Below are 25,341 nucleotides of genomic sequence, written 5' to 3' on the forward strand. Positions count from 1 at the left end.
TATGCGGCGTTCCGCACGGCGCTTAGCGTCGGGGAATGGACCTGGAGAGCGCACGCAAGCTGTGGCAGCCGGAACCCGGGTGGCTCAACACCGCGACCTACGGGCTCCCGCCCACTCCCGCCTACGAAGCGGTCCTCGCCGCCCAGCGCGACTGGCGTACCGGGCACACCGCCTGGGAGGGCGGGGACGCCGAGACGGCACGCGCCGACTTCGCGGCACTGGTCGGAGCGGACGCCTCCGACATCGCCATCGGCGGCAACGTGTCGAGCCTGCTCGCCCCGGTGGCGGTGTCGCTGCCGCCCGGGACGCGCGTCGTCCTCCCCGACATCGAGTTCACCTCGAACGTGTTCCCGTGGATGGTGCACGAACCGCGCGGCGTCGACGTCACGGCGGTCCCCCCCGCCAAACTCGCCGCGTCCATCGACGCACACACCGACGTCGTCGCCTACAGCCTCGTCCAGTCCGCCGATGGGACCATCGCCGACGACACCGAAATCGTCGCGGCGGCCCGGGCGCACGGCGCCATGGTCGTGGTCGACGGCACCCAGGCGGTGGGCTGGCTGCCGGTCGACGCCACGCGCTACGACGTTCTCGCGGTCGCCGGGTACAAGTGGCTCATGAACCCGCGCGGCACCGCGTACGCGTACCTCGCGCCGGGCGTGCGCGACCGGTTCGTCCCCGTCGCGGCGGGCTGGGCCGCGGGCGAGGACGTGCACACCTCCTACTACGGCCCGCCGCTGCGCCTGGCCGCGGACGCCCGCCGCTTCGACATCTCCCCCGCGTGGTTCGCGTGGGTCGGCGCCGCTCCCGCACTGGCGCTGGTCCGGGAGATCGGCGTCGAACGCATCGGGGCCCACAACATTGCCCTCGCCAACCGCTTCCTGGCCGGCCTCGGACTGCCGCCCGGGAACAGCGCGATCGTGACCGTCGACGCCCCCGGCGCCGATGAGGCGCTGCGCGCCGCCGGCATCCGCGCGGCCGTGCGCGCGGGACGGCTGCGGGCGTCGTTCCACCTCTACACCACGGAAGCGGACGCGGACGCGGCCGTCGACGCGCTCTCGGCCGGATGACCCAACGGGCTTGGCGCGCACGCGAACTGATGCCGCGTCACGCGAAGGCGGGGCAGCCCGGCAACCGGTCGGCGCCCGCCCGCGCGGTTCAGGCGGGGCCACCCGCGCGGTCGCCCGCGGCGCAGCGGTCCTCGCCTCGCGGCGCCCAACGCCGCTCCGGGGTACGGCCGTTGCCCCCACACGCGGTGCCCGGCGGGGTGGGCCCGCGTTCGAGCAGGCTCACGTACGCACCCGCGACCGCCGTACCGCGCACCACGTGGTATCGCGCCCGCAACTCCTCTGCCGTGGAAGGCAGTAACGCCGTGAACGGGTCGACCGGTGTGCCGCGCGGCACGACGGCCACCAGCCGGACGCGGTCGGCGTCGGCCGCGTCGAGGCAGGCGGCGGGGGCCGAACAGTCGTATGTCCACAGGTCGTCGCGGTCCTCGGCCGTCCGGCCCGCGAGGATGTCGCGCGGCCGGGGTTCGCCGCGCAGGTAGTACTCGACGCCGGCGTCGACGTGCCAGAGCCGCTGGTCGACGGCGGAGTAGACGATGCCGTCGCCGGGCCGCCGCCCCGCGCGCACGATGCCCGCGATGCCCGCGTAGTCGATCCACGACGTGCGGACCGCTCGGGATGGTCGCGCTGCTCGTGTGCCCCGGGCTCGCACAGTGCCCGGTGGTCCGGCAGCCCCGCCGCGACCAGCGCGACCGGCGCCGCCGCGGCCACCGGGACCGTCAGGCGCGCGGCCGGCAGATCGAGCCCCGCGCCCGGGTCGGCGGCCGATCGCCTGAGGCGTCCTTCCCTGGCACACTTCCGTTTCCGCCGGAAGGCCCGATCCGTTCGGACGCCGTGGGACGGAAACGCGTGTGTCGCACGAGACGTGTGTTCGCCCGAGGGTCACGAGTCGGTCGGAGTTGGCCGGTGGTTTGTTCACCCCAGTGCCTCCGACCAGGGATCATGTGGGGGTGCAGAGTCCCTTGTTCAACAACGTGGCGATCTCGTCGTCCGAGCGCTTCAGCCTGCAGAATCCGCAGATCCTGCGGGTCGGTCTCGACCAGCGGTCCGCGCCCGAAGTCCTCGCGCGGAAGGGCGCCATGGTCGCGTTCACCGGCGCGGTGGATTTCGACGGCTACATGCCGGCCCCGAGCCAGGCGCGCGCGGAGGCGTACGGAGCCGAGTTCATGGCGCTCATGCGCTGTTTCGGGACGGGCGTCGTCTACCTCGCCCACTACGCGCAGCACGTCCATCTGGTGCCGCTGCGGAACGAGGGCCTGATCGTCGACGACGACACCGTGCTCGCCCTCGACCCGGGGCTGACGTGGACGCCGGTGGCGCTGGACTCCGAGCAGCGCATCGGCGGGCCGGGCGCCAACGGCCTCCAGATAGGCGGCACCGGCATGATCGCGCTGACGACGCCCGGGGTGCCGCTCGTCATGAAGGTCGACGCGCGCAACGAGGTTTTCGTGGACGCGGACGCCGTGGTGGCGTGGTCCGCCGGGCTGACCACACGCCTGGAGGCGCAGACCGTGTCGAGCGCCCGCATCTGGCGCCGGCGCGGGCAGACCGGCGAGGGATGGATGCTCAGCTTCATCGGCGAGGGCTGGGTGCTGGTCCAGTCGACGGAGATCAACCCCGTCGACATGATCCGACACCAGGGCGGGCCCCTGGGCATGGGGCAGCAGGGCTACCGGGGCAACACGTGGGGCGGGCCGGGCGGGCCGCACGGTCCCGTGCAGCACCCGCGGCAGGGCGTGCCGCAGCAGCCGTACCCCCAGCCGTATCCGCACCCGCACCAGCCCCCGCCGGGGCCTTACCACCGGTGAGCGGACGGGGCCGGTGCGGGCGTGCGGAGATCCGCCGCACCGCACCGAAGTCCCTATGAACACACGAGCGTTCTCGATGTTCGTTACGGCATTCGGGTGAACCTGCGCAACCAAACCGCCGATGGCCTGTTGGACAGTCTGCTGCTGCAGCACCAGCACACTCCCAAGCAACTGCGTACGAAGGAACCTCGATGTCCAACGTCTTGAAGCGCGCCACTGCCACCACCGTCATGGCGGCCTCGGCCTTCGGGGTCATGGCAGCGACCGCGCCCCAGGCGCTCGCGGTCGGCAACAACGACGGCAACGCCTCGGTGCAGGCCGGGAACGTCACGCCGCAGGCCGTCGGCAACACCACCAGCAACGGCTACATGAGCCCGAACATGGCGCTCGTGCAGGGCGGCGTGCTCAACTGCTTCGACCTGCAGAAGGTCGACGCCCAGGTGCCGCTGGCGGCGCTGATCGGTGTCAACGTCCCCGTCCAGGACGTGCTGACCGACCAGACCAGCCAGGTGTGCAGCCCGGGTGCGGTCCAGCAGAACGGTGACGACCCGCTGGCCAACGTCCTGCAGAACGTTCTCTCCGCGAACGGCTGACGCGGTCGCACGGCTCCGCCCCCGACCGCCGATTCCTCCACCGAGCGGGCCGGGGCGGTGTAGCGCAGAGCGCTGATGTGGTGCGGTGACAACACGCGGTGCCGGGCTTCGTGCCCGGCACCGCGTGCGCGTTTCCCGCGTGAGTCGACCGGAACCGCCCGCCGACGCGGAGAGCCGACTCCCCCACGCGGGAGTGTCGGTCGCGCGCACAGGACGGGCGCCGCGGCCACCGGCCACGGCTCAGCGCCGACCGCCCTGCCGGTGCGCGGCGTCGCTGCCGCCCGCCCGGAGCGCGCGGTTCTCCTCCAGGCAGGCGACGACCTCGGCGTCGGAGGTGGCGGAGAAGTCCCGGTAGTACTGGCCCACCGCGAGGAAGTCCATGGGCATGGTCAATGCGACGAACTCGTCTGCCGCGTCCGCGAGTTGGCTCCCCCACCCGGCCGGGGCGACGGGCACCGCGAGGACGACGCGGCGGGCGCCCCGGGCCCTGACGACGCGGCAGCCGGTGAGCGCGGTGGCACCGGTGGCGATGCCGTCGTCGACCACGATCGCGGTCCGGCCGACCAGGTCGTACGGAGGCTCGCCGTGGCGGTAGCGGGCGGTCCGGCGCTCCAGTTCGTCGCGTTCGGCGGCCTCCACGCCGGCGACCTCGTCGTCCGCGATGCCGAAGTCCCGGATGAGTGCTTCGTTGCGGACCCGCGCGCCGCCCTCGCCGATGGCGCCCATCGCGAGTTCGGGTTGGAACGGCACACCGACTTTCCGCACCACCAGCACGTCCAGGGGTGCCCCGAGGGCCGACGCCACCCGCGCGGCGACGGGGACGCCGCCGCGCGGCAATCCGAGGACGATCGGGTCGGCGTCGCGCAGGTGGTCCAGCCGGTCGGCCAGGTGCCGTCCGGCGTCCGCGCGGTCGAGGAAGAACATGGCTCGGGCTTCCGGGTTCGGGGTCTTTCCGGGCGGGCCCGGGGCCTCTCGGTCCGGGGCTTTCGGGTGCGTGGTCTTCGGGTGCGAGGCCTTCAGCGAGCCCTTCGGCGAGTCCTTCGGGGCCGCGGCACGCGGCTGCGGGGCTCGCGGGTCGGGTCGGCCCGGGTCCGCGAAACCGCGGGGTCGGGAAGCCCCCCGATCCGGGGCCTCCCGACTCCGCGGCGAACGCGGTGCGCGTCCGGTTCAGCCGTCCCGGCCCGTCGGCGGCAGTCCGCCGGGGAAATCGGTGGATCCGTGGCGGGGTCGGGCCGTCCCGGTGCCCTGCCCGTGCAGCCCCGGATCGGCCTGCCAGTCTCCTTCGGCGGCGTGCCGGGCGGAGCGCTCGCGCAGGGCCGCGTCCGTGGTCGTCCCGTAGCCGCGCTTGCGCCGGCCGCGCCGGTGCATGCGCATCGCGGCCCACGCGAGAGCCAGGCCGAGGGAGAAGATCAGGGCGAGGGCGAGACCCGAGACGAACGCCGCCAACGTGTTGAGCGTGACCACGTGGTTGTCGAACATGCTCACGCTGTACTCGGGTCCGCCGGACGTGTTGTACGCGATCAGCAGCGCGACGAAAGCGGCGCTCGCCGCCGCGATGAGGAGTCCGAGGACGATGACGATCATGTGATGCCTCCGTGGATGGTCAGGTCACGGGCTCGGGTTCCGGCCCCGGCCCCGGCAGCGGTCCCGGGTACGGTCCCGGCCCCGGCAGCGGCGGCGCGGGAGGTTCCGGATCGGGCTCCGGCCGCGGCGGCTCGGGTGGTGCCGGGTCGGGCCCACCGGGACCCGGCATGGGCCCCGGGCCCGGACCCGGTTGGGGGCCCGGACCGGGCGCCGGGGTGGGGTTCGGGGGCACGGGATCGGGGGGTGTGCCCACGGTGGGTCACCTTCTCCACTGTCCTGGGCGTCGCGGTGTCGGGGCCGGATGTCGCGGCGGCCGGCGCGCGGTGCGTCGGTGCGGCCGTCCCCCGTCCGCCCCGCTCGGCTCCCCGCCGGCGGTGCCACCGCGACGACCGCGACGACCGTGCCGACGGGACGGGGCGGAACGCGAACTCCCCGCTCTCTCGGGCGGTTCGGGCTGCTCGGACGCCTCGGTCCGGGCCGTCCGGTGCGCTCCGCGCCGTCCGGCCGCCTCTATTCGGCCCCAGCGTTCGGGCCGCGGTGTCCGGCTCGCGCCGCACGGCCCGCGCTGTTCGACCCGCGCTTGTGCTGCGCGGCTACCCGGGTTCGCCGCGTCCATGCGCGGCCGTCGCCGCCCACTTCCGGTGCTTCCGCGCCATGGGACGGTGAGCGCATCGACTCGGCGACATATGGGCACGTCGTCGCAGGTAAAGCACAAGACAGGCGAACACGCCACGGTTGCGCCACCATTCGCCAACCCCGAGGTGTTCGGGTGTGGCACTGCGCTGGTCCAAACCGGCTATGCTCCCCAGTGGCCCAAATGATGTGCGACGACTACAACCAGTGGTCGCGTCGTCTGGAATGCCACCGACCGTCGAGTCGGGCTGGCCGGGGCCGCCACAGCCTGATACATGCTGCGTCTGCCGTGTCATGGGGAGCGCCCCCGACCGCGACAACGACGCATGCCGTGCGCCAGGAGGCTGTTGCGCCCTAATTGGTAGTAGGCGTGTCCCCCTCAGCCCGCCGTCCGCACGATTCCGAGGATGTCCATGGTGCGTGTCGGGTCCCCACCCGAATCCCAACGTCCCACCGCTGCTGGTCTGTTCTGGCTTCTGCCGACCGTTCCGTCGGTCGCTGCCGCGGCTGTCGCCGTGGCCCTCGTCGAAGGCGACGCCCGCATCCCGCTGGCCGTCTCGCTCGTCTGTGCCGTCGCCGCGGTGGCCCTCGCCGCCGCGGAGGCGACCCGCAGAGGGCGGCGCATAGCCGCGCAACGACAGCACCACGCGGCCGAATTCGCCGATCTGCAGGCCCGGCACGCCGCCGAGGCCGCGGCCTTACAGCGTCACCTGGCCGCTCAGGAAGCCGCGTTGGTGCAGTTGACCGAGAAGCTGCTGCCCACCACGATCCGACGTCTGCAGAGCGGCGAGACCGCGCAAGAGGTTTTGTACGGAATCGCCGATGACGCCGATATCACCAAAGAGTTCGCCTCCGCTCAGTTCGACGTGCTGAAGACCGCGGCGGAAGCCGTCGAGGCCGAGGAAGGCATGCGCGACGCGGCGCAGCGGGCCTTCGTCAACATCGCGCGCCGCGTCCAGGCCATCGTCCACCAACAGGCCACCGACCTGCGGGAGATGGAGGAGCGGCACGGCACGAACCCGGACGTGTTCGGCGATCTCCTGCGCATCGACCACGGCACCGCGCTGATCGGCCGTCTCGCCGACAGCATCGCGGTCCTCGGCGGCGCCCGCCCGGGCCGCCAGTGGCAGAACAACGTCGCCCTCTACAGCGTTCTGCGCGGCGCGACCTCGCGGATCACCGACTACCCACGTATCGAACTGACCTCGATCGCCGAGGTCGCGGTGATCGGCCCGGCCGTCGAACCGCTCATCCACGCGCTTGCCGAACTGCTCGACAACGCCACGCGCTACTCGCCGCCGAAGACGATGGTGCGCGTGAGCGCCAGCGAGGTGCAGTCCGGTATCGCGATCGAGATCGAGGACGGCGGCATCGGCCTGGCCGACGAGGCCCGGCGCCGTGTCGAGCGCCTTCTCGAAGAGGCCCACGCGGGTCTCGACCTCGCCGACCTCGGCGAATCGCCGCGCCTCGGCCTGGCCGTGGTCGGCCGACTGGCCCAGGCGTACAACTTGACGGTGGCGCTGCGACCGTCGGCGTACGGCGGTGTCCGTGCGATTCTGGTCGTCCCGAAGGAGCTGATCGCCGCCGCCCCCAAGTCGATCATCTCCAGCGCGGCGCCCGGTATCGGTGCGCTTCCCGCCGCCAGGTCGCAGAAGTCGTACGGCTCGGCCCTGCCGAACCTCGCGTCGCGCGGCGACGAGACGCCGAGCGACATGGTCGGTCGTACGGCGAACGGGCTTCCGCAGCGCCAGCGCCGCGCCCGGGCCGTGCCCCCGAGGGCCGGCGGCCGGGCGAACGGCACCGCCACGGCTCCCCCCGTCCCCCGGCAGGCGACCACGCCTCCCCCGGCGCAGCCCGCGACGGCGACCGAGCCGGGCCTGTGGCTCGACGCGTTCTCCAAGGGGGTCTCGGGCGAGCCCGCGGCGGCGAAGTCCCCGGAAAAAACTCGTGACGACTTGCTGGACAAGGGCGATCGTGATGCAGAAACGAGCTGACCTGGACTGGATCCTCAAAGATCTGGCCGACGGAGTCCCGCAGACCCGACATGTGGTCGTGCTGTCGGCCGACGGATTGTGTATCGCGCAGCACGGCTGCGATGTCGACACGGCGGACCGCATCGCCGCGGCGTGCGCCGGCCTGCAGAGCCTGTCCACCGCCATCGCCGACGAACTCCCGCACGGCGACGGCCGGATGCGGCTCGTGGTCATCGAGGTGAACGGTGGTTTCTTCTACATGATGGCCGCGGGGCTCGGGGCGTATCTCGCCGTGCTCGCGGACGACGGTGTGGACGCCGGGCTCATGGGACAGTCCATGCGCGATCTGGTCGCGCGTATCGGGGAGCACCTCACCAGTCCCCCGCGCGCCTCAGCCGCTGGGCAGGCCCCATGATGGCACCGCGGGACCTGGACTGGAACGAAGGCGTTCCGGAGCGTTTATACGTACTGACCGGCGGTCGCAGCGGTGCGCATTCGCGCAGCCGTCTGGACCTGGTCACGCTGATCGTGTCGCGGGCGAAGCCCGCTCCCGAGCTGCCGCCCGAGCAGGCGGCCATCCTCCGGATGTGCGAGTACCCGCTGTCTGTGGCGGAGGTCTCCGCGTATCTGGAGCTGCCCGCAAGTGTCGTGATGGTGCTGGTGGCCGACTTGATCGCGGCGAACCGGGTGGAGTCCCGGCCGCCGATCCCCGCCGCGTCGCTGCCCGACGTCGAGCTGCTTGAGGCGGTGATGCATGGACTACAAAATCTCTGACACGGTCCGCGGCCCGAGTGCCGAGGACACGTTGCCGGAGTCGGTGACGACCGCCGTGAAGATCGTCATCGTGGGAGGGTTCGGGGTCGGCAAGACCACGATGGTGCGCGCGGTGAGCGAGATCCGCCCTCTCACGACCGAAGAGACGATGACCCGGGCGAGCGAGGACATCGACCACGTCACCGGTGTCGAGGACAAGACCGAGACGACCGTGGCGATGGACTTCGGGCGGATCAGCCTGAACGAGCGCCTGGTGCTGTACCTGTTCGGGACGCCCGGTCAGGAGCGGTTCTGGTTCCTGTGGAACGGGTTGTTCGACGGGGCCTTGGGCGCGGTGGTCCTGGTGGACACCCGGCGGCTGGAGGTCAGTTTCGACGTCATCGGCAAGCTGGAGGACCGCGGCATGCCCTTCGTGGTGGCCGTGAACGCGTTCCCCGACGCGCCTCGGCACGAACTGGACGAGCTGCGGGAGGCGTTGGACCTGCCGGACTGGGTTCCGATGGTCGACTGCGATGCGCGCAACCGCTTGTCCAGCCGTGACGTCCTCCTCGAACTCACCCGCCACCTCCAGGCTTTGGCGCTCTCAGAGAGGGAGACAGGATGAGTACACCGACTGCGGACGACGCCTCGCTCCACGGCGTTTCCGTTCCCCCGCCGGGTTGCCCGGCACACGGCGGCACCGCGTCGTTCAGCCAGGAGGGGCTGGCGCGGGTGTATGTCGGCGAGCACCAGACCAACCCGATGGAGCTGTACGAGCGGCTGCGGGCCGAACACGGCGCCGTGGCCCCGGTGTTGGTCGACGGGGACCTGCCGGCGTGGCTGGTCCTCGGCTACCAGGAAAACCTCGATGTGGTGCGCTCGCCCAACCGCTTCTCGCGTGACTCGCGGCTGTGGCGGCCCCTGCAGGAGGGGGCCGTCGCCCCGGATTCCCCGCTGTTGCCGATGGTGGGCTGGCAGCCCGTGTGCGCCTTCGTCGACGGCGAGGAGCACGAACGCCTGCGCGGGGCGGTCACGGACAGTCTCGGGAAGATCGACCGGCGCGGCATCCGCCGCCATGTGACGCGGTTCGCGAACCAGTTGATCGACTCGTTCTGCGCGGACGGCGAAGTGGACCTGATGGCACGGTTCGCCGAGCCGTTGCCGATGCTGGTCATGACCCAGCTCTTCGGGATGCCCGACGAGTACGGTCCGAACCTCGTCGACGCGTCGCTCGACCTGATTCGCGGTACCGGAACGGCGTTCGAGAGCAACGAGTACGTCATGGCCGCGATCACGGAGCACGTGGCGCGGGTACGCGAGCAGCCCGGGATCGATTTCGCGTCCGGGCTCATGGCCCACGCGGCGAACCTGACCGATGCGGAGATCATCCAGCATCTGCGTGTCGTCATGGCCGCGGCGCACCACAACACGACGGTGCTCATCGGGAACACGCTGCGCGTCGTGGTCACCGACCCCCGTTTCCGTGCGTCTCTGGCGGGCGCTCGGATGACGCTGCCGGACGCGCTGGAGCAGGTCCTGTGGGACCAGCCGTCCACGATCGTGTGCCCGGGGCGCTGGTCGACGGGTGACACCGAGTTGGCCGGGCAGACCATCAAGGCCGGCGACATGCTGCTCCTCGGGTTGGCCGCGGGCAACGTCGACCCGGAGATCCGCCCGGACCTGACCGTGCCGATGCACGGCAACCGGTCGCATCTGGCGTTCAGCAGCGGTCCGCACGAGTGCCCGGGGCAGGACATCGGCCGGGCGATCACGGACACGGCGATCGACGTGCTGCTGGGACGGCTCCCGGAGCTGAACCTGGCCGTCGACGACCACTCCCTCACCTGGGAGGCGTCCTGGATGTCGCGCCAACTGACGGCGTTGCCGGTGACGTTCGCCCCTCGGCCGCCGTTGGGTACGGAGGGGACGGGCGAGATCCCCACGGCCAAGGCGCCCGCGCCGGCCGTCTCCGCCGAGCGGGCGACCGCCGCGGCGGCTCCCGTCGGCGCGGCCCGCGAGGCCGGTGCGGCCGACGGCGCTCCCGCGGCGCCCGCGCCGGAGCCGGTGCCCGCCGCGGCGCCGCCGGCCGGGGGGACGTCGTTCCTCGGCCGCGTGGCCGGGTGGTTCGGTATGCGGCGCAAGTAGTCGGCCGACCGGTCCGGCGCCCCCTCGGCGGCGCCGGGCCGGTCTCCGCGTCACGGGGCCCGGCCCCTGTCGAAGACGAACTTCGGCGGGGGCCGGGCCTTTTCTGCTCAGGCGGCCTCGCGGGGTTGCGGGATCATCGGCAGCCGGTCGGGGTACGCCACGGCCGCGGCGACTTCGCGTACCTCCGCTCCGGGCTCGGGCACGAGCCGCCAGCGGCTGAGGACCGTGGCCAGGCCGATGGCCATCTCCATGCGCGCGTATTGCTCCCCGATGCACTTGTGCACGCCGGCCCCGAAGGGGACGAAGTTCTCCCGCGGCCGTTCCCGGCCCGGTTCGAGGAGCCACCGGTCGGGGTCGAACTGCCGGGGATTCGGGTAGAGCCGTCGGTCCTGGTGGAGCGCGTACAGGCTGTACGCGACCTCGGTTCCGGCCGGGAGGGCCACGCCGCCGAACTCGACCGGTTCGATCGTGCGGCGCATCAGCAGCGGGATGGCGTGCAGGCGGGTCACCTCGTCCAGGACCCGGTTGAGATAGGCGAGTTGCGGGATGTGTTCGGCGCGGACGGGTCCGTCGCCCACGACGTCGCGGATCTCGGCGACGACCTTCTTCTCGACGTCCGGATGGCGGGCGAGTTCGTGGAACGCCCACGACATCGTCGACGCCGAGGTCTCCGTGCCGGTGAAGAGCGTGCCGACCAACTCGTCCCGGATCTCCAGGTCGGTCAGCCCTTCGCCGTTGTCGGCGTCGCGCGCCGAGATCAGCAGCGACAGCAGGTCGATGGCGTCCTCGCGCGGGCCGACGCGGCGCGTGGTGGCGATGACGTCGTCGATGATGGACCGCAGGGTGGCCGCGGCGAGGTCGAAGTCGCGGTTGGCGCGCACCGGGACCCGTTCCAGGACCTTGGGTTGGAGTGCGCGCACCAGGGTGTACTTGATCATCACCGGTACGTGGCGGCGGATTTGTTCCGCGGCCTCCGGGGAGATCGTGTTGGAGAACATCGTCTCGGACAGGGTGTGGATGGCGAACGCGTAGCTTTCCTGGTTGAGCGCGAGCGTGCGGCCGGCCTGCCACGAGTCGGCCATGTCCTCGGCCTTCCTGGACATGACGGCCGCGTATTGGTCTATCTGGTTGCGGTGGAACATGGGCTGCATCAGCCGACGGTGCTTGCGGTGGAACTCGCCGTCCGCCGTGGGGAGGCCGATGCCGAGCGGGCCGCGGGCCCGCTCGAACAGACGGCCGCGGGCGAACGAGGGTGCCTTGCGGACCAGGAGGTCGTTGGTGAGCTGCGGCGTGGTGACAACGTAGACCGGCATCGTCCCGAGGTCGACACGGACCAGCTCACCGCTCTCGGGGAGCGCCTTGAGGAAGTCCAAGGGGCTCCGCCACAGGGGCAGGAGGTGCCCCAGAACGGGAAGCCGACCGGGGGCGCGCGGAACTGTACGTAGATCCTTCGCCATTGCCGCGTTCCTTTCGTGGTTTGTCTGGTCTTACCCGGGACCGCGTCCCGGTCATGCGGGCAGCAGGTCCCACCACCAGGCGACGGCGGGAATCGGCAATGGCTCGTTGCTGGTGTCCGTGGGCCGGTCGTGGAAGGCGAAGGGCAGCCCCGCGGGGTCGTCGGGGGTGGTGTAGCGCACGGACGAGACGCACCAGTCCTGGGTGGCGCGGATGCACGCGGCGAAGCTGTCGACGTACTGGCGCAGTTCGGGGCCGGCGGTGGGGTACAGCTGGTCCCGGACGGCGAGGAACAGCGTGGTGACCCGGTCGCGTTGGGCGATCGCGGCGTGCAGGGCCTCGTCGGTGGTCATGTCGAACTCGTGCTGGAGCACTTTGAGGACATTGAGGTAGTAACGGCCGCCCCGGCTCTCCTTGTGGAAGGAGAAGATGTCGTTGTCCCACCCGATGACGAAGTACGTCATCTCGGCGAGGGCACGCACGCGTACGTCGTTGCGCTCCTCTTGGCGCAGTTCGTAGCCGTAGCCGAACTCCATCATCGGCAGCACGACGTTGGCCGCTCCGGTGTACAGCCGTTTGAGCGTGTAGTCGTTAAGGCTGGGGACGCTGCCGCTGCGGCGGTGCGCGGCCTCCCAGACGACGGACATGAAGTATTCCCGCAGCGCGGTCACCCAGCAGGCGACCTGTGACGGGGTGGCGTGGAGGGAGATGCGGCGCCGCAGGTCGCGTACGCCCTCGGCCAGCGGGTCGTCGTGCATCATCGGGACGTCGGGGTTCTGGGCGATCCAGGTCAGCCGCGACAATTCGGCGACCAAATCGCCCGGCTCACCTCCGAGTTCGCCCTCCTCGCAGTGGCCGTCGTCGACGCCGAACAGCCACAGAACCAGGTCGGAGAGGATGCCGACGACGTCCTCGTTGCCCTCGGGGAGGATGCGTGATGCGAATGTACCGATTTCGTGGGTGACAAGCCGGGATCGCAGTTCCCGCGAGCCGATGTCGAACTTTTCGGCCCATCCGGCGGTCCTGCGGTCGATGACGGCGTGCAGCGGGTGAATCGCGGGGGTGAAAGGTGAATACAGGGAAGGGACGGTGAGTCTCTGCGTCATCGTGGATCACCTTGCTCGCGCGGCCGAGGTCGTCGTGAGACTAACCAACAAGTCACGTGTGCAGTGATCAGCTTTTGCGGAAACCGGTGTTCCTTTTCGGTCAGATTTGATCACCCCATCTTGTTGGGTTCTCCCTCGACCGACCGTCTATTCGGGCATAGTTCGCGTTTGCCGATGATCTTGGATCCGACGGATAAACACCTCCATGCTGCCACGTGGGCGCCATGGTGGGCAGAAGCCGGAACGGAGCGATCAAACAGCGCGCGGGAGCGTGACCGGAGCGCATGCAGGTAGTGCGCTTGGCGACCCTTACGCACCAATACGTCAACGTGTGCGCCTCCCGGCGCACATGCCTCGCGCCCCCGGAATGCCCGGTTCCGCCCGGCCGGGCACCGACCGCCTCGCCCCGGACGGGACCACGCGGAGTCAGGACGCGGTCGCCCGGGGTCCATATCGCGCCAAAGATTCCCGGACGGCCTCGGCATACGGGCCGTGCCACCACGGCACGGTGCGTACCAGCGTCGGCGCGTGGCCGCTGACCTGCACAAACGCACGTCCCCTGGGCAGGTTGGCGAGGTCCGCGACGTCGAGCACGGGCTCCGGTCGCGACGACAGGCCGACCGTACGGCCGAAGACGCTCCGGGCGGAGAACGAGACACTTGTCACCCGAGGTTCGAAACTCGGCGTCACGGCCGACAGGGCCCCCGTGAGCGCGATGTCGGCCGACCCTCCGCCGTGGACACGCACGTTCGCGGCGTCCCACATCTGGGCCATGCCGGCCTCCCCCCAGACCGACACCCCCTGCGCCCACGACTGGAGGATGGTCATGATCACGATGCCCCGGGACCCGTAATGACTGTAGAGGAACGGCAGTTCGAGCCACGGGCAGACATTGGCGGCTTCGTCGAGGACGTACAGCGCGGGAACCGGCAGCCGGCCGCCCGGGCTCTCGATGGCGCGGCCCTCCTGCGCGTAGGCGATGGCGGAGGCGAACGCGAGCACCAGCGGCGCCGCCGTCCTGTCGGTCTCCTGGGAAAGCAGGTACAGCGTCGCGTCGTCGCGGGACGCGAAGTCGTCGTGCCGGAACTCCGGGCGCCTGGGCCCGTCTCCGGGGGTGACCCACCGGATGACCTCGGGCGACGCGAGGAACGCGACCATCTGCGCGGCGGCACCGAAGACGCCGGCGCGCTGCCGCGCGGGAGCCCCGTGCAGCGCGGCCACGCCGTCCGCCGCCAGGGTGTGCTTCGGCCCCGCGTCCCGCAGGATGCGCAGTGCGGTGCCGTCGTTCGGCCGGTGCAGCCACGTCACCACGCGGGTGATCGGCAGGTCGTCCAGAGCCGCGGCCAACAGGTAGGCGCCGAGCAGGGATTGCGCCGCGGGCTCGAAGTACCCGTCGGTGCGCATGTGCGGCCCGCGGTTGATGCCCGAGAAGAACGAGCCGAGCATGACGGCCTTGGCGATGTTGTCGCCGATGAACGACAGCGGGTTCCACCACCAGGACGGCGGTTCACCCGCGAGCTGCTGCGGGTCGAACACCCATACGGGACCCCGGCGTTCGCGCACGCCCCGGGTCGCGTCGACGATGTCGCGCTTGTTGGACGTGACCACGACCGAGCCCGGGGCGCCGACGATGCCGGGGATGGCCCGGCTCGACGTCTTGCCGCTGCGCGGGCCCCAGATGTCGAGGTGCATGTCCTCCCAGGAGCCCCACAACTCGCGGTCGCCGCGCACCGTGCGGCCGATGAACACCCCGGGCGCCGACGGGACGCGCGCACCGAGCCGGACGGCCTCGGCCGCGGCTCCGGCGCGCGAGGAGCGGCGCAGCAGGGCGGGCCCCGGCAGATGCGCCGCCGCGCGGTCGACGGCCGGGACGCGGCGGCGGCGCAGCACCCACAGCCCGGCAAGTCCGGCCGCCACCGCGGCGATCGCTCCCGCGACGAGGCCGAGGAGCGGGTCGTAGAACGGCAGGAGGACGAGGAGCGCGACGAACAGGACGACGAGAAGGGCGATTTCGGGCGTGTGCGGGTTGGGTCCGCGCCGCCGCGTGGTGGCAGACATGAGGGTGCTTCGCTTCCGCTGGAGCCGGTTCGGGGAACCTGTGCGGGGCCGCCCTCATGCGCGTTCCCAGAACGCGCCGGGTGCGGTCGGCCGCGGGGCTCAGCGACAGCGGGTGCCGGGCGGGACGGGAAGCTGCCAGATGCGGTGGCGGGTCAACGGCGGCGAGACCGCGGCACGGCCGAGGCAGCGTGCGCGGGTCGCACCCCCGACGGCCGGCATGGGCTCTCCTCGTTCACGTGTCCGCGTCAACTGGCACGACCCTACTGTGCCTTGGTCGTGCCCGGCCGCGGGTGCGGATCGCCGCGTCGTCCGCCCGCGGGGCCCGCGCGCCCTCCGCGTCGGCCCGGCCGCGTGGGGCGCCGCCACCGCATCGCGCGGCGGCTCCGCGCGTGCCCCGGAAAGTCGACGTGATGCGCCTTGCGCTTCCGATTTCTCCGCGGTAATGCCGAAACATATTGGCAATAACCGGAGTTGACAGCCGGGTCCGGTGCTGGTTCGGTCTCGCCTGTGCGCAGCTTCCAGCATGTCCTCGTGCGACGGGTCCACATCGACCTGATGCGCTTTTCCGGCGCGCTGTGTCGGACCGTGCGCTGATTCCGCGTCCCGCACGTCCGCACCGTCCCCGAGGCCGCCATGACTTCGTCACTGCCGCACGCACCCGTCCGTACGGAACCAACCCTTCCGTCTCTTCGTGAACTCGTCGCCTTCGTCATCGCGGCGGCTGCCGACCGGGCGCTGGTGGACCGCCTCCGCCTGGATCCGGTCGAGCGCACCTGGATCCGCCTCGACGGTCCCGGCGGATCCGAGGCGTGGCTCATCGGCTGGCCGCCCGGGACGGGCACCGGCTGGCACGACCACGGCGGCTCGGCGGGCGCGTTCGCCGTCGCACGCGGGTACCTGGACGAGTTCACGCCGCCGCGCGCGGCCTCCGCGGGCGGCGACGTGGTCTTCGCCCCCGGTGCGGAGGTCCGCGTCCGGATGTCGGCGCACAGCGCGCGGGGGCTGCCCGAGCACCACCTGCACGACGTGTGCAACACCTCGGCCGAGCACGCGATTTCGGTCCACGTCTACGCGCCGGCGCTGAGCCGCATGACCCGCTACGTCCACGAAAACGGCGTGCTGGCACCGCATTCGGTGGAGTACCCCGAGGAGTGGTGACCGCACGGGGCCGCCGACCCGGTGCGCGCACCCCTCTCGTTCCGGACCCGAAACGACCTCCTCACCAGGGGTGTTCGCCGAAGCGGAACGGCCTCCGGCCGCTTCGCTTCGTCACGTGAGGCGGGAATCACTAATCTGGTGAGCCGTGACTCAACCCTCTGAACTCGACACCCTTCCGCCCTTCGACCGAGAGGCGGCTCGCGCGGCCCGCAACATCATGGCGCTCACGCCGGAGCGGGTCGCCGCGAGTCTCGCCTCGTACGGCGTCAACGTCTATCCCCAGGCCGTCCGCGACTGGGAGGACGGCACGCGTCCGCCGGACGAGGCCGAACTCGTGGCGCTCGCCCGGACGCTCGCCCTCCCGGTCGAGCGCCTGCTGGGGTCCGGACCGACCACGCTCCAGATGTGCCGCCTGCGGGCGGGCCTGACCCGCGCCGAGGCCGGACGCAAGGTCGGCATGTCCGAGGCGACATGGACGCGCATGGAGCGCACCAACCGCTGGCGCGCGGACGAGCGGCGCACCGAGGCGCTGGTCCGCGCCCTCGGCGGCCTGTCGCACCGGCAGTTGGTCGAGGTGTCCGGCGCCGCCGACGAACTCGCCGGGCTCATCGCGCTGACCCTGGCCGGCACGCGGCGCCAGGCGCACCTGGGCCCGATCACCGAGGTGCTCGGCACCCGGCGCCGGCGCATCGGCGAGGCCATCGAGGCACTGGCCGCCGAATTCCCGCCCACTGGCGAGAAGTTCGAGGAGGGCACGACTCCTCCGCTGCCGGCCGGGGCGCTCGACCGCTTCTGGTTCCATCTCGGCTCCCCGGCGGCCGACCCGTTCGCTCCCGGTGCCTGGCGGCGTCCGCCGGGCCGCGCCTAGTCCCGGGGGTCAGCCGATGACGCACTCCGATCCCGCGCCGTCCGCCGATCGCGACCCGGCGGAACAGCCGTCCCCTTCCACGGAGTTGGCTCCGACGGTGACCGACGCCGCCGAACTGGCCCGGCGCTTCGACCTGGAATTCGCCGTCGTGGTCCGCCACATCGACGAACTCGCCGAACGCACGGCCCGCCGGTTCGTCGAACTGTCGCAGCGCACGGCCGAGTTGTTCGCGCACTTCGACGCCCAGCGGAACTACTGGGCCGGGAGCGTGCGCATGCCCCCGCGTCCGACATCGCCGCCGCCGATTCCCCCGCGTCCCGCGGTGCCGCCCGGGGCTCCCCCGCGCGCCGCCCTGTCGCCGCCGCGGGCGTGACCGCGTACCGCCGTGCCCGCCCGACCGCCGAGGCAGACGTCCTCCGGCGCCCCGGGCGGGCCGGGCGCGGCGGGCGGTGGCCGCGCGGGGAGCACGCGGGGGCGTGCGCGGGCGTGCGTCTGTTCAGGTGAACGGTCGCGGCCCCTCGGCCCGGCTTCGCGGCGTGACGCCCTTGCCAGGCAAGGATGTCCGCGTTCACAGCCGTTTACCGAGGGGATTTGCCGTGCTGCAGCGCGCTCGTCGCAAGACCGCCACCGATGTCACCTTCGTCCTCCCGTCGGGGTACCCGTGCGGCCCCGTCAGCGTGGTGGGCGACTTCAACGAGTGGCTGCCCGGCGCCCACCCGCTGGTGGAACGCGCCGACGGCACCCGTGCGGTGAAGATCTCGATGCCCACCGGGCAGCGCGCGCACTTCCGCTACCTCGCGGACGGGGGCCACTGGTTCGACGATCCCGACGCAGACGGCCACGACGGCCGCAACTGCTTCGTCGACAACTGACCGGACGACTGGTCGGTTCCGTGGCCGCGACTCCGCCACCCCGCAGCACACCCGAGCGCACCAAGCCGACGGCTCCGGTCGTCGCTCCCCGGGACGCCGCCCGCAGGCACGCGGCGGCGTTCGTCCAGACGGTCGCGGAGCAGGTCGCCCTGTTCACCCCGGCTCTCCCGCCCGTGATCGGCGGGGCCTCCGGCGAGGTCCCCGGTCCGGCGTAGTGCGGTGACCGATCCGCTTCTCCCCCTCCCCCGCGGAACGCCTGAGGGACCCGGCACGACGGCCGGGTCCCTCACGTGTGTGCGCCGGCGGTGGCCGGGGGGCGCCGCGGGCCGGGGGCGCGTGCCCCCGGCGTACGGACGCGATGTGCGTCAGACCGTGTAGCCGCCGTCGACGTCGAGCTTCTGGCCGGTGATGAACTTGGCCCGGTCCGAGGCCAGGAACGCGACCGCCTCGGCGATGTCGCCCGAGTCGCCGAAACGGCGCAGCGGGATGTTCCGCATGGTGACGGCGAGCGCGGCCTCGTCGAGTTCGCCCGTGGTGATGAGTTCGCCGCCCATGCCGTCGGTGAGCATGCCCGGGCCCACGCTGTTCGCGCGGATGCCGAACCGGCCTTCCTCGGCGGCGAGTCCGCGCACGACCGCCTCGACGGCGCCCTTGGCGCCGGACGAGAGGCCGTCACGGACCGGGAAGCGGGTCGTGGCCGCGGTGGTGACGGCGACGATGCTGCCCTGCGTCGCGCGCAGCTTCACGAGCGCGGGGTGGACCAGGTTGTAGAACGCGACGGCGTCGGCGTTGATCTGGTCGCGGTACTGGCTCGGACTGATCTTGCTGAGGTGCACCATCGGCACGAACGGGCCGGACGCGTACACCACGGTGTGGATGCCGCCGAAGGTCTCGGCGACGTCGTCGACGACCTTGGCGGACGCGGCCTCGTCGGTCAGGTCGAGCTTGAGGGCGAGGGCGCGCTGCCCCGACTCCTTGATCTGGGCGACGAGTTCGTCCGCGGCGGCCTGGTTGGAGCGGTACGTGAACGCCACGTCGCTGCCGCGTGCGGCGAGGGTGCGCACGATGGCGGCGCCGATGGCGCCCGTACCGCCGCTGATGAGGGCCGCGCCCGGGCGCCCGGAAAAGTCAGACATGGAAGTTCCTTACCGATCCTTACAGTCCGAGGGACTTGGCGATGATGACCTTCATGACCTCGTTGGTGCCCGCGTAGATGCGCGCGACCCGCGCGTCCGTGTACATGCGGGCGATGGGGTACTCCATCATGTAGCCGTAGCCGCCGAAGAGTTGAAGGCAGCGGTCGACGGCGCGGGCCTGGACCTCGGTGGCGAACAACTTGGCCTTGGCGGCGTCGGCGCCGGACAGTTCGCCGTCGACCAGTTCCAGCACCGCGCGGTCGACCATCATCTGCGCCGCCTCGATCTCCGTGGCGATCGCGGCGAGTTCGAACTTGGTGTTCTGGAACGAGGCGACGGGCTTGCCGAACGCCTTGCGCTCCTTGGTGTATTCGATCGTGGTGTCGAGCGCCGCCTTGGCCTGCGCGACGGATCCGACGGCGACGGTCATGCGCTCCTGGGACAGGTTGTGTCCCATGTAGCCGAACGCGGCGCCTTCGTCGCCGAGCCGGTTGGCGACCGGCACCCGGACGTCGTCGAAGGAGAGTTCGACGGTGTCCTGGACCTTCATGCCCATCTTGTTGAGCACCCGGCCGCGCGTGAACCCGGGCATGCCGTCCTCGACCACGAGGAGGCTGAGGCCGGCCCGCCGGTTGTCGGGGTCGGTGGAGGTGCGGGCGACCACGATCACGAGGTCGGCGAGCAGGCCGCCGGTGATGAAGGTCTTGGCGCCGTTGAGGACGTAGTGGTCGCCGTCGCGCACCGCGTTGGTGCGGATGCCGGCGAGGTCCGAGCCGGTGCCGGGCTCGGTCATCGCGATGGCGGTGAGCAGCGTGCCGTCGGCGAGCCCGGGGAACCAGCGCTCGCGCTGCTCCTCGTTGGCGTACTCCAGGAAGTACGGGAGGATCACGTCGAGTTGCGTGCGCACGGTGCTGAGCGTGACCAGCGCCCGCGCGGCCTCCTCCTGGAGGATGACGTTGTAGCGGTAGTCGTTCTGGCCGGAGCCCCCGTATTCCTCGGGGATGGCCATGCCCAGGATGCCGAGCGCCCCGAGCTTCGCGAAGACCTCGCGGGGCATCCGGCCGGCCTGTTCCCAGTCGGCGTAGTGCGGGACGATTTCCTTGGCGACGAAGTCCCGGACCATCTGCCGGAACGCGTCGTGATCGTCGGTGAAGAGTACGCGGCGCACGAAGGTCCTCCGTCAGGATGCGAGTTCGACGAGGGTGGCGTTCGCGGTGCCGCCGCCCTCGCACATGGTCTGGAGGCCGTACCGGATGCCCTGCGCGCGCATGTGGTGGATCATGCGGGTCATCAGGACCGCGCCGGAGCCGCCGAGGGGGTGGCCCAGCGCGATGGCGCCGCCGAGCGGGTTGACGAGGGCGGGGTCGGCGCCGGTCTCGGCGAGCCACGCGAGCGGGACGGGGGCGAAGGCCTCGTTGACCTCGAACACGCCGATGTCGGCGAGGCCGAGGCCGGTCTTCTTGAGGACCTTCTCGGTGGCCGGGATCGGGCCGGTGAGCATGAGCACCGGGTCGGAGCCGACGACCACGCCCGCGCGGTAGCGCACGAGGGGGGTGAGGCCGAGTTCGGCGGCCTTCTCGGCGGTCATGACCAGCAGCGCCGCGGCGCCGTCGGAGATCTGCGACGAGTTGCCGGCGTGGATGACGCCGTCCTCGGCGAAGACGGTCTTGAGGCCGGACAGGGTCTCGACGCTGGTGCCGCGGCGGATGCCCTCGTCGGCGGAGACGGTGCCGTTCTCGGTCTCGACGGGGACGATCTGGCCGGTGAAGGCGCCGGCGTCCTGGGCGGCGGCGGCGCGTTCGTGGGAGAGCGCGGAGAACTCGTCGCACTGGGTGCGCGAGAAGCCCCACTTGGTGGCGATCTTCTCGGCACCGATGCCCTGGTTGAACTCGAAGCCGCCGTAGCGGGCCAGGGCCTTGGGGCCGTACGGCTCGCCGCCGGTCTTGGCGGCGCCGAGCGGGACGCGGCTCATGACCTCGACGCCGCCGGCGACGACGACGTCCTGCTGGCCGGACAGGACCGCCTGCGCGGCGAAGTCCAGGGCCTGCTGGCTCGATCCGCACGCGCGGTTGACGCTGGTGCCGGGTATCGACTCGGGCCATCCGGCGGCGAGGACCGAGTAGCGGCCGATGTTGCTCGACTGGTCGCCGACCTGGGACACGCAGCCCCACACGACGTCGTCGATGATGTCCGGCGTGATGCCGGCCCGCTCGACGAGGGCGTTCAGGACGACGGCCGACAGGTCGGCGGCGTGCGTCGCGGACAGGCCGCCTTTGCGCTTGCCGACGGGCGTGCGGACCGCCTCGACGATTACTGCCTCACGCATTTCGCATTCTCCAAATTCACGCTGACGAGGGTTGACGGAGGGATCGATCCCTCATCGGGGAGGCACGCCCCATTTGCCGGTGAACCGCGCGTCGCGCTTCTCCGTGAACGCGACGGCGGCCTCGGGGGCGTCCTCCGTCGCGAAGTTGATCACCTGGGCGCGGGCCTCGTTGGCGAGGGCCTCGCGCATGGTGCTGTTCGCGCCCTCGTTCAGGAGGAGCTTGCTCTGCGCGAGCGCGATCGGCGGTCCGGCGGCCAGGCGCTTGCCGAGGTCGGCGACGAAGGTGTCGATCTCTTCGGCGGAGACGATCCACGTCACCAGGTTGAGGTCGCGGGCCTCTTCGGCACTGACCATGTCGGCGAGCAGGACGAGCCGCTTGGCCTGCTGGAGGCCGACGAGCTTGGGGAGCAGCCACGAGCCGCCGAGGTCGAGGGAGAGCCCGCGGCGGGCGAAGATCTGCGAGAACCGCGCGCCCGGGGTGGCCACCACGAAGTCGCAGCCGAGCGCGAGGTTCCATCCGGCGCCGACGGCGACGCCGTCGACCTTCGCGATGGAGGGTTTCGGCAGCTCGTGCAGCAGTTGCGCGACGTCGGTGAGGTTGCGCATGCGCGGCAGCGGGTGGCTCTTGGCGCGGGCGATGTCGCCGGCGGCGACGTCCGCGCCGGAGCAGAACGCCCCGCCGGCGCCGGTGACGACCAGGGCCCGCACGTCGGGGTCCTTGCCGGCGTCGGTCAGCGCGTCGTTGAGCGCGCCCCACAGCTCGGCGTTGATCGCGTTCTTGCGGAACGGCCGGTTCAGGGTGAGCGTGCGTACGCCGTCGTCGTCGGTCGTCAGCAGTACCGGCTCGGCGGCCGGGGGCGGCTCGGCGGTCACGTCGGTCACGGTTCTCAGGTCTCCTCGTCCCTCAGTCGGCCGCGCCGACGGCGCCCCGTGCGCGCAGTGCGGTGATCTCCTCGGCGCTGAGGCCGAGTCCGGCGAGTACGGAGTCGGTGTGCTCCCCGAGTCCGGGGATGGCGCCCATCGGCGGCTCGTAGCCGGAGATCACCGCGGGCGGCAGGAGTGCCGACACGGGGCCGTTCGGCGTGTCGATCTCGCGCCACCGGTCGCGCGCCTTCAGGTGCGGGTGGGCGACGACCTCGCTGGGCTTGTTGTAGCGGGAGTTGCCGATGCCGACCTCGTCGGCGCGCTGCTGCACGTGGGCGAGGTCGTGCTTGGCGCACCACTCGCCGATCGCCTCGTCGAGCACCGAACGCTCCTCGCAGCGCTGCGAGTTGGTGAGGTAGCGGGGGTCGTCGGCCAGGTCGGGGCGGCCGATCAGGTCGCGGGCGAGCCGCTGCCATTCGCGGTCGTTGGTGGTACCGAGCACGACGGTCTGCCCGTCGGCGGTGCGGAAGTTGCCGTACGGCGCGACCGCGGGCGAACTCATCCCGATGGGCTGCTGGTCGATGCCCGAGTGCTGCGTGTAGGTGAGGGCGTAGCCCATCAGCTCGGTCATGGTGTCGAACAGGCTGACCGCGACGGTGGCGCCGGCCCGGCCGCCGCGTCCCCGGCCGACCAGCAGCGCCATGATCGACAGCGCGGAGAACAGCCCCGTGGACACGTCGGCGACCGCCGGGCCCGGCTTGGCGGGCATGTCGGGGAAGCCGGTGACCGCGCAGGCGCCGGCCTCCGCCTGCACCAGCAGGTCGTACGCCCGCTTGTGGGAGAGGGGCCCGCCGGGGCCGTACCCGTCGATCTCCAGGGCGATGAGGTCGGGGTGGCTCTCGGCGAGGGTCGCGCTGTCGATGCCGAGCTTGGCCATCGCGCCGGGGGCGAGGTTCGACACCAGCACGTCGGCCTCGTCGAGCAGGCGCCGCAGGACCGCGAGGCCTTCGGGCTGCTTGAGGTCGAGGGCGACCGACTCCTTGCCGCGGTTGACCCACACGAAGTGCGCGGCCTGGCCCTTGACGACGTCGTCGTAGTGGCGGGCGAAGTCGCCGCCCCTGGGGTTCTCGACCTTGATGACGCGGGCGCCGAAGTCCCCGAGGACGCGCGTGCACATGGGGGCGGCGACGGCCTGTTCCAGCGTCACCACGGTGATCCCGGCCAGCGGCCCGGCCCCGTGCTCCGGGGTCGCCGCGCCTGCCTCGTTCTTCCCGGCCAATTTGTCTCCCATCGCCGCTTCCGTCACTGCCCGTCCCTGCCTCTCGCCCGTCCCGGTACGTCCGCTCCCGGCAGGCGTCAACCGTCCTCCGCGAACCGTGCGCGGAGCCGCTGTTTGAGGACCTTCTGGCTCGCGTTGCGCGGCAGTTCGTCGACGAAACGGACGTGGCGGGGCACCTTGAAGTTGGCCATGTTGGCCCGGGCCCACGCTACGACCTCGTCCTTCGACACCTCGTGGCCGGGTTTCGCGACGACGAACGCGCAGCCCACCTCGCCCATGCGCGCGTCGGGGACCCCGATCACCGCGACCTGGTCGATCGGCTCGCAGGCGAGAAGGAGCTTCTCGATCTCGGCGGGGTAGGCGTTGAACCCCCCGACGATGAACATCTCCTTCTTGCGGTCGACGATGGCGAGGTTGCCGGCCGCGTCGAACCGGCCGACGTCACCGGTGTGCAGCCACCCGTCGGCGTCGATCGCCGCCGCGGTCGCCTCGGGGTCGTCCCAGTAACCGCGCGTGACGGTGAAGCCGCGCACCAGGATCTCGCCGGGCTGCCCGACGGCGACCTCGGTGCCGTCGTCGTCGGTGAGCTTCACCTCGATGCCCGGGATCGTACGGCCGGTGGTGGCGGCCACGACGTCCGCGGGGTCGCCGAGGCGCGTGCTGGTCACCAGTGCGCTCGCCTCGGTGAGGCCGTACGCGCTCATCACGATCTCGAAGGTCAGCTCCGCCTTCATGGCGTGGATCAGCGCCTCGGGGATCGTGGTGCCGCCGGTCATCGACACGCGCAGCGACGACAGGTCGTACGCGCCCCGGTCGGGGTGGCCGAGCAGGTCGTGGAAGATCGTGGGCGGGCCGGTGATGACGCTCACGCGTTCGCGCTGGATGGTCTCCAGCGCGCGCCCGGCGTCGAAGACCGCCATCGGCACGACCGTCACGCCGTGCATGAGCGACATGAGCCATCCGGCCTTGTAGCCGAAGCAGTGGAAGAACGGCGGGATGACCAGGATGGTGTCGGAGTCGGCGAAGGTGTACTCCTCGGCCATCCACCCGTAGGCGCGCAGCGACTGACCGTGCGTCAGGATCACGCCCTTGGGGTTTCCGGTGGTGCCGGACGTGAAGATGACGTCGGCGGTGTCGTCCGGGGTGATCCGGTCGATCGCGGCGTGGGCGTCGGAGTCGGCGATGCCGGCGCCGCCGGCCAGGAACTCGCTCCAGGACCGGTCGGCGGCGCCCCGCGGGCCGAGGATCGAGACGGTGGTGCCGAGGGCGGGCAGCTCGGCATCGAACTCCCGCAGCGCGGCGATGTAGTCGCCGCCGAGGAACGACGACGCGAACACCGCCCGGGCACCGCACGCGCGCAGGATGTAGGCCTGCTCGCCGGCCTTGAAGCGGGTGTTGAGCGGCACCACGATGCCGCCCGCGCCCTGGATGCCGAGCGCGGCCAGAATCCATTCCTTCGAGTTCGGCGCGCACAGCCCGACGCGGTCGCCGGGCCGCACGCCGGCGGCCACGGTCGCCTTGACCGCCTCGATCATCCGTTCTTCGAGGGTGCGGAAGCTCCACCGGGAGTCGCCGTCGACGAGGGCGAGCCCGTCCCCGAACCGCCGCGCGGCGCTCCTGACGACGTGCGGGATGCTCACGTACTCGTGGTCGTAGCGCATGG

Annotated in this window: 26 protein-coding genes; 14 read left to right on the plus strand and 12 right to left on the minus strand. The window is 71.7% G+C overall.

The window, feature by feature from the left end:
- The first annotated feature begins 35 nt into the window (after nt 1–35).
- Nucleotides 36–1,070, plus strand: a complete 1,035-nt coding sequence (locus tag LO772_RS05895) for an aminotransferase class V-fold PLP-dependent enzyme (protein WP_231777300.1) — start codon at nt 36–38, stop codon at nt 1,068–1,070.
- A gap of 88 nt (nt 1,071–1,158) precedes the next feature.
- Here LO772_RS05895 and LO772_RS05900 read toward each other — a convergent pair whose 3' ends face one another.
- Nucleotides 1,159–1,719 carry a hypothetical protein gene (locus LO772_RS05900; RefSeq protein ID WP_231777301.1) on the minus strand — a complete coding sequence of 187 codons (561 nt, stop codon included), beginning with the start codon at nt 1,717–1,719 and terminating at the stop codon, nt 1,159–1,161.
- A gap of 298 nt (nt 1,720–2,017) precedes the next feature.
- Here LO772_RS05900 and LO772_RS05905 point away from each other — a divergent pair, with 298 nt between their 5' ends.
- Together LO772_RS05905 and LO772_RS05910 are read left to right on the plus strand one after the other, a co-directional pair.
- Nucleotides 2,018–2,875: an AIM24 family protein gene (locus tag LO772_RS05905; RefSeq protein ID WP_231777302.1), complete on the plus strand. Its 858-nt coding sequence runs from the start codon at nt 2,018–2,020 to the stop codon at nt 2,873–2,875.
- Between the two features lie 191 nt (nt 2,876–3,066).
- The gene (locus LO772_RS05910) at nt 3,067–3,468 is read left to right on the plus strand and encodes a rodlin (RefSeq protein WP_231777303.1); all 402 of its coding nucleotides are present in this window, start codon (nt 3,067–3,069) and stop codon (nt 3,466–3,468) included.
- A gap of 240 nt (nt 3,469–3,708) precedes the next feature.
- On the opposite strand, the gene LO772_RS05915 is transcribed toward LO772_RS05910, so the two are convergent.
- Complete coding sequence (locus tag LO772_RS05915; RefSeq protein ID WP_331717310.1) at nt 3,709–4,392, minus strand: phosphoribosyltransferase; 684 nt, start codon at nt 4,390–4,392, stop codon at nt 3,709–3,711.
- Nucleotides 4,393–4,635: 243 nt separating this feature from the next.
- Nucleotides 4,636–5,052 carry a hypothetical protein gene (locus tag LO772_RS05920; RefSeq protein ID WP_231777304.1) on the minus strand — a complete coding sequence of 139 codons (417 nt, stop codon included), beginning with the start codon at nt 5,050–5,052 and terminating at the stop codon, nt 4,636–4,638.
- Nucleotides 5,053–6,098: 1,046 nt separating this feature from the next.
- On the opposite strand from LO772_RS05920, the gene LO772_RS05925 reads away from it, so the two are divergent.
- The 5 genes from LO772_RS05925 to LO772_RS05945 are packed head-to-tail and all read left to right on the plus strand — an operon-like array spanning nt 6,099 to nt 10,556.
- Nucleotides 6,099–7,679, plus strand: a complete 1,581-nt coding sequence (locus LO772_RS05925; protein ID WP_231779431.1) for a sensor histidine kinase — start codon at nt 6,099–6,101, stop codon at nt 7,677–7,679.
- Complete coding sequence (locus LO772_RS05930) at nt 7,663–8,073, plus strand: roadblock/LC7 domain-containing protein (RefSeq protein ID WP_443089371.1); 411 nt, start codon at nt 7,663–7,665, stop codon at nt 8,071–8,073. The genes LO772_RS05925 and LO772_RS05930 overlap by 17 nt, the downstream gene beginning before the upstream one ends.
- On the plus strand, nt 8,073–8,432 hold the full coding sequence (locus LO772_RS05935) for a DUF742 domain-containing protein (protein ID WP_231779432.1): 360 nt from the start codon (nt 8,073–8,075) through the stop codon (nt 8,430–8,432). Before LO772_RS05930 ends, LO772_RS05935 begins: the two co-directional genes overlap by 1 nt.
- A complete protein-coding gene (locus LO772_RS05940; protein ID WP_231777306.1) occupies nt 8,413–9,036 on the plus strand; it encodes a GTP-binding protein in 624 nt (207 codons plus the stop codon). Before LO772_RS05935 ends, LO772_RS05940 begins: the two co-directional genes overlap by 20 nt.
- A complete protein-coding gene (locus LO772_RS05945) occupies nt 9,033–10,556 on the plus strand; it encodes a cytochrome P450 (RefSeq protein WP_231777307.1) in 1,524 nt (507 codons plus the stop codon). Before LO772_RS05940 ends, LO772_RS05945 begins: the two co-directional genes overlap by 4 nt.
- Nucleotides 10,557–10,663: 107 nt before the next feature.
- Here the strand turns inward: LO772_RS05945 and LO772_RS05950 are convergent, their stop codons facing one another.
- The 3 genes from LO772_RS05950 to LO772_RS05960 form a co-directional block, all read right to left on the minus strand.
- On the minus strand, nt 10,664–12,013 hold the full coding sequence (locus LO772_RS05950) for a cytochrome P450 (protein WP_269453160.1): 1,350 nt from the start codon (nt 12,011–12,013) through the stop codon (nt 10,664–10,666).
- Between the two features lie 51 nt (nt 12,014–12,064).
- On the minus strand, nt 12,065–13,117 hold the full coding sequence (locus LO772_RS05955; protein WP_231777309.1) for a selina-4(15),7(11)-diene synthase: 1,053 nt from the start codon (nt 13,115–13,117) through the stop codon (nt 12,065–12,067).
- Between the two features lie 426 nt (nt 13,118–13,543).
- Nucleotides 13,544–15,175 (minus strand): type IV secretory system conjugative DNA transfer family protein, encoded by a 1,632-nt coding sequence (locus tag LO772_RS05960; protein WP_231777310.1) that lies wholly within the window; start codon nt 15,173–15,175, stop codon nt 13,544–13,546.
- A 507-nt stretch (nt 15,176–15,682) separates the two neighbouring features.
- Between LO772_RS05960 and LO772_RS36225 the strand changes: the two genes are divergently transcribed.
- From LO772_RS36225 to LO772_RS05985, 6 genes are all read left to right on the plus strand, one after another.
- Complete coding sequence (locus tag LO772_RS36225) at nt 15,683–15,769, plus strand: putative leader peptide (protein WP_443089436.1); 87 nt, start codon at nt 15,683–15,685, stop codon at nt 15,767–15,769.
- 39 nt (nt 15,770–15,808) lie between these two features.
- Nucleotides 15,809–16,333 (plus strand): cysteine dioxygenase, encoded by a 525-nt coding sequence (locus tag LO772_RS05965; protein ID WP_231777311.1) that lies wholly within the window; start codon nt 15,809–15,811, stop codon nt 16,331–16,333.
- A gap of 145 nt (nt 16,334–16,478) precedes the next feature.
- Nucleotides 16,479–17,201 (plus strand): helix-turn-helix transcriptional regulator, encoded by a 723-nt coding sequence (locus LO772_RS05970; RefSeq protein WP_231777312.1) that lies wholly within the window; start codon nt 16,479–16,481, stop codon nt 17,199–17,201.
- 16 nt (nt 17,202–17,217) lie between these two features.
- Nucleotides 17,218–17,574 carry a hypothetical protein gene (locus tag LO772_RS05975; protein WP_231777313.1) on the plus strand — a complete coding sequence of 119 codons (357 nt, stop codon included), beginning with the start codon at nt 17,218–17,220 and terminating at the stop codon, nt 17,572–17,574.
- A gap of 223 nt (nt 17,575–17,797) precedes the next feature.
- Nucleotides 17,798–18,073, plus strand: coding sequence for an isoamylase early set domain-containing protein (locus LO772_RS05980; protein ID WP_231777314.1), 276 nt, complete (start codon nt 17,798–17,800; stop codon nt 18,071–18,073).
- Between the two features lie 20 nt (nt 18,074–18,093).
- Nucleotides 18,094–18,288 (plus strand): hypothetical protein, encoded by a 195-nt coding sequence (locus LO772_RS05985; RefSeq protein ID WP_231777315.1) that lies wholly within the window; start codon nt 18,094–18,096, stop codon nt 18,286–18,288.
- 150 nt (nt 18,289–18,438) lie between these two features.
- Here the strand turns inward: LO772_RS05985 and LO772_RS05990 are convergent, their stop codons facing one another.
- The 6 genes from LO772_RS05990 to LO772_RS06015 all read right to left on the minus strand — a co-directional run bounded on the left by LO772_RS05990 (nt 18,439) and on the right by LO772_RS06015 (nt 25,339).
- Entirely contained in the window at nt 18,439–19,209 is a 771-nt protein-coding gene (locus LO772_RS05990; protein ID WP_231777316.1) for an SDR family NAD(P)-dependent oxidoreductase, read from the minus strand.
- A gap of 19 nt (nt 19,210–19,228) precedes the next feature.
- Nucleotides 19,229–20,377 carry an acyl-CoA dehydrogenase family protein gene (locus tag LO772_RS05995; RefSeq protein WP_231777317.1) on the minus strand — a complete coding sequence of 383 codons (1,149 nt, stop codon included), beginning with the start codon at nt 20,375–20,377 and terminating at the stop codon, nt 19,229–19,231.
- A gap of 12 nt (nt 20,378–20,389) precedes the next feature.
- On the minus strand, nt 20,390–21,535 hold the full coding sequence (locus LO772_RS06000) for a thiolase family protein (protein WP_231777318.1): 1,146 nt from the start codon (nt 21,533–21,535) through the stop codon (nt 20,390–20,392).
- Between the two features lie 51 nt (nt 21,536–21,586).
- Complete coding sequence (locus tag LO772_RS06005; RefSeq protein WP_231777319.1) at nt 21,587–22,417, minus strand: enoyl-CoA hydratase/isomerase family protein; 831 nt, start codon at nt 22,415–22,417, stop codon at nt 21,587–21,589.
- Nucleotides 22,418–22,439: 22 nt separating this feature from the next.
- Nucleotides 22,440–23,690, minus strand: coding sequence for a CaiB/BaiF CoA transferase family protein (locus LO772_RS06010; protein WP_231777320.1), 1,251 nt, complete (start codon nt 23,688–23,690; stop codon nt 22,440–22,442).
- A 65-nt stretch (nt 23,691–23,755) separates the two neighbouring features.
- Entirely contained in the window at nt 23,756–25,339 is a 1,584-nt protein-coding gene (locus LO772_RS06015; protein ID WP_231777321.1) for an AMP-binding protein, read from the minus strand.
- Nucleotides 25,340–25,341: the final 2 nt, after the last annotated feature.

Source organism: Yinghuangia sp. ASG 101 (assembly GCF_021165735.1).
In the GTDB taxonomy this organism is placed as follows: Bacteria; Actinomycetota; Actinomycetes; order Streptomycetales; family Streptomycetaceae; genus Yinghuangia.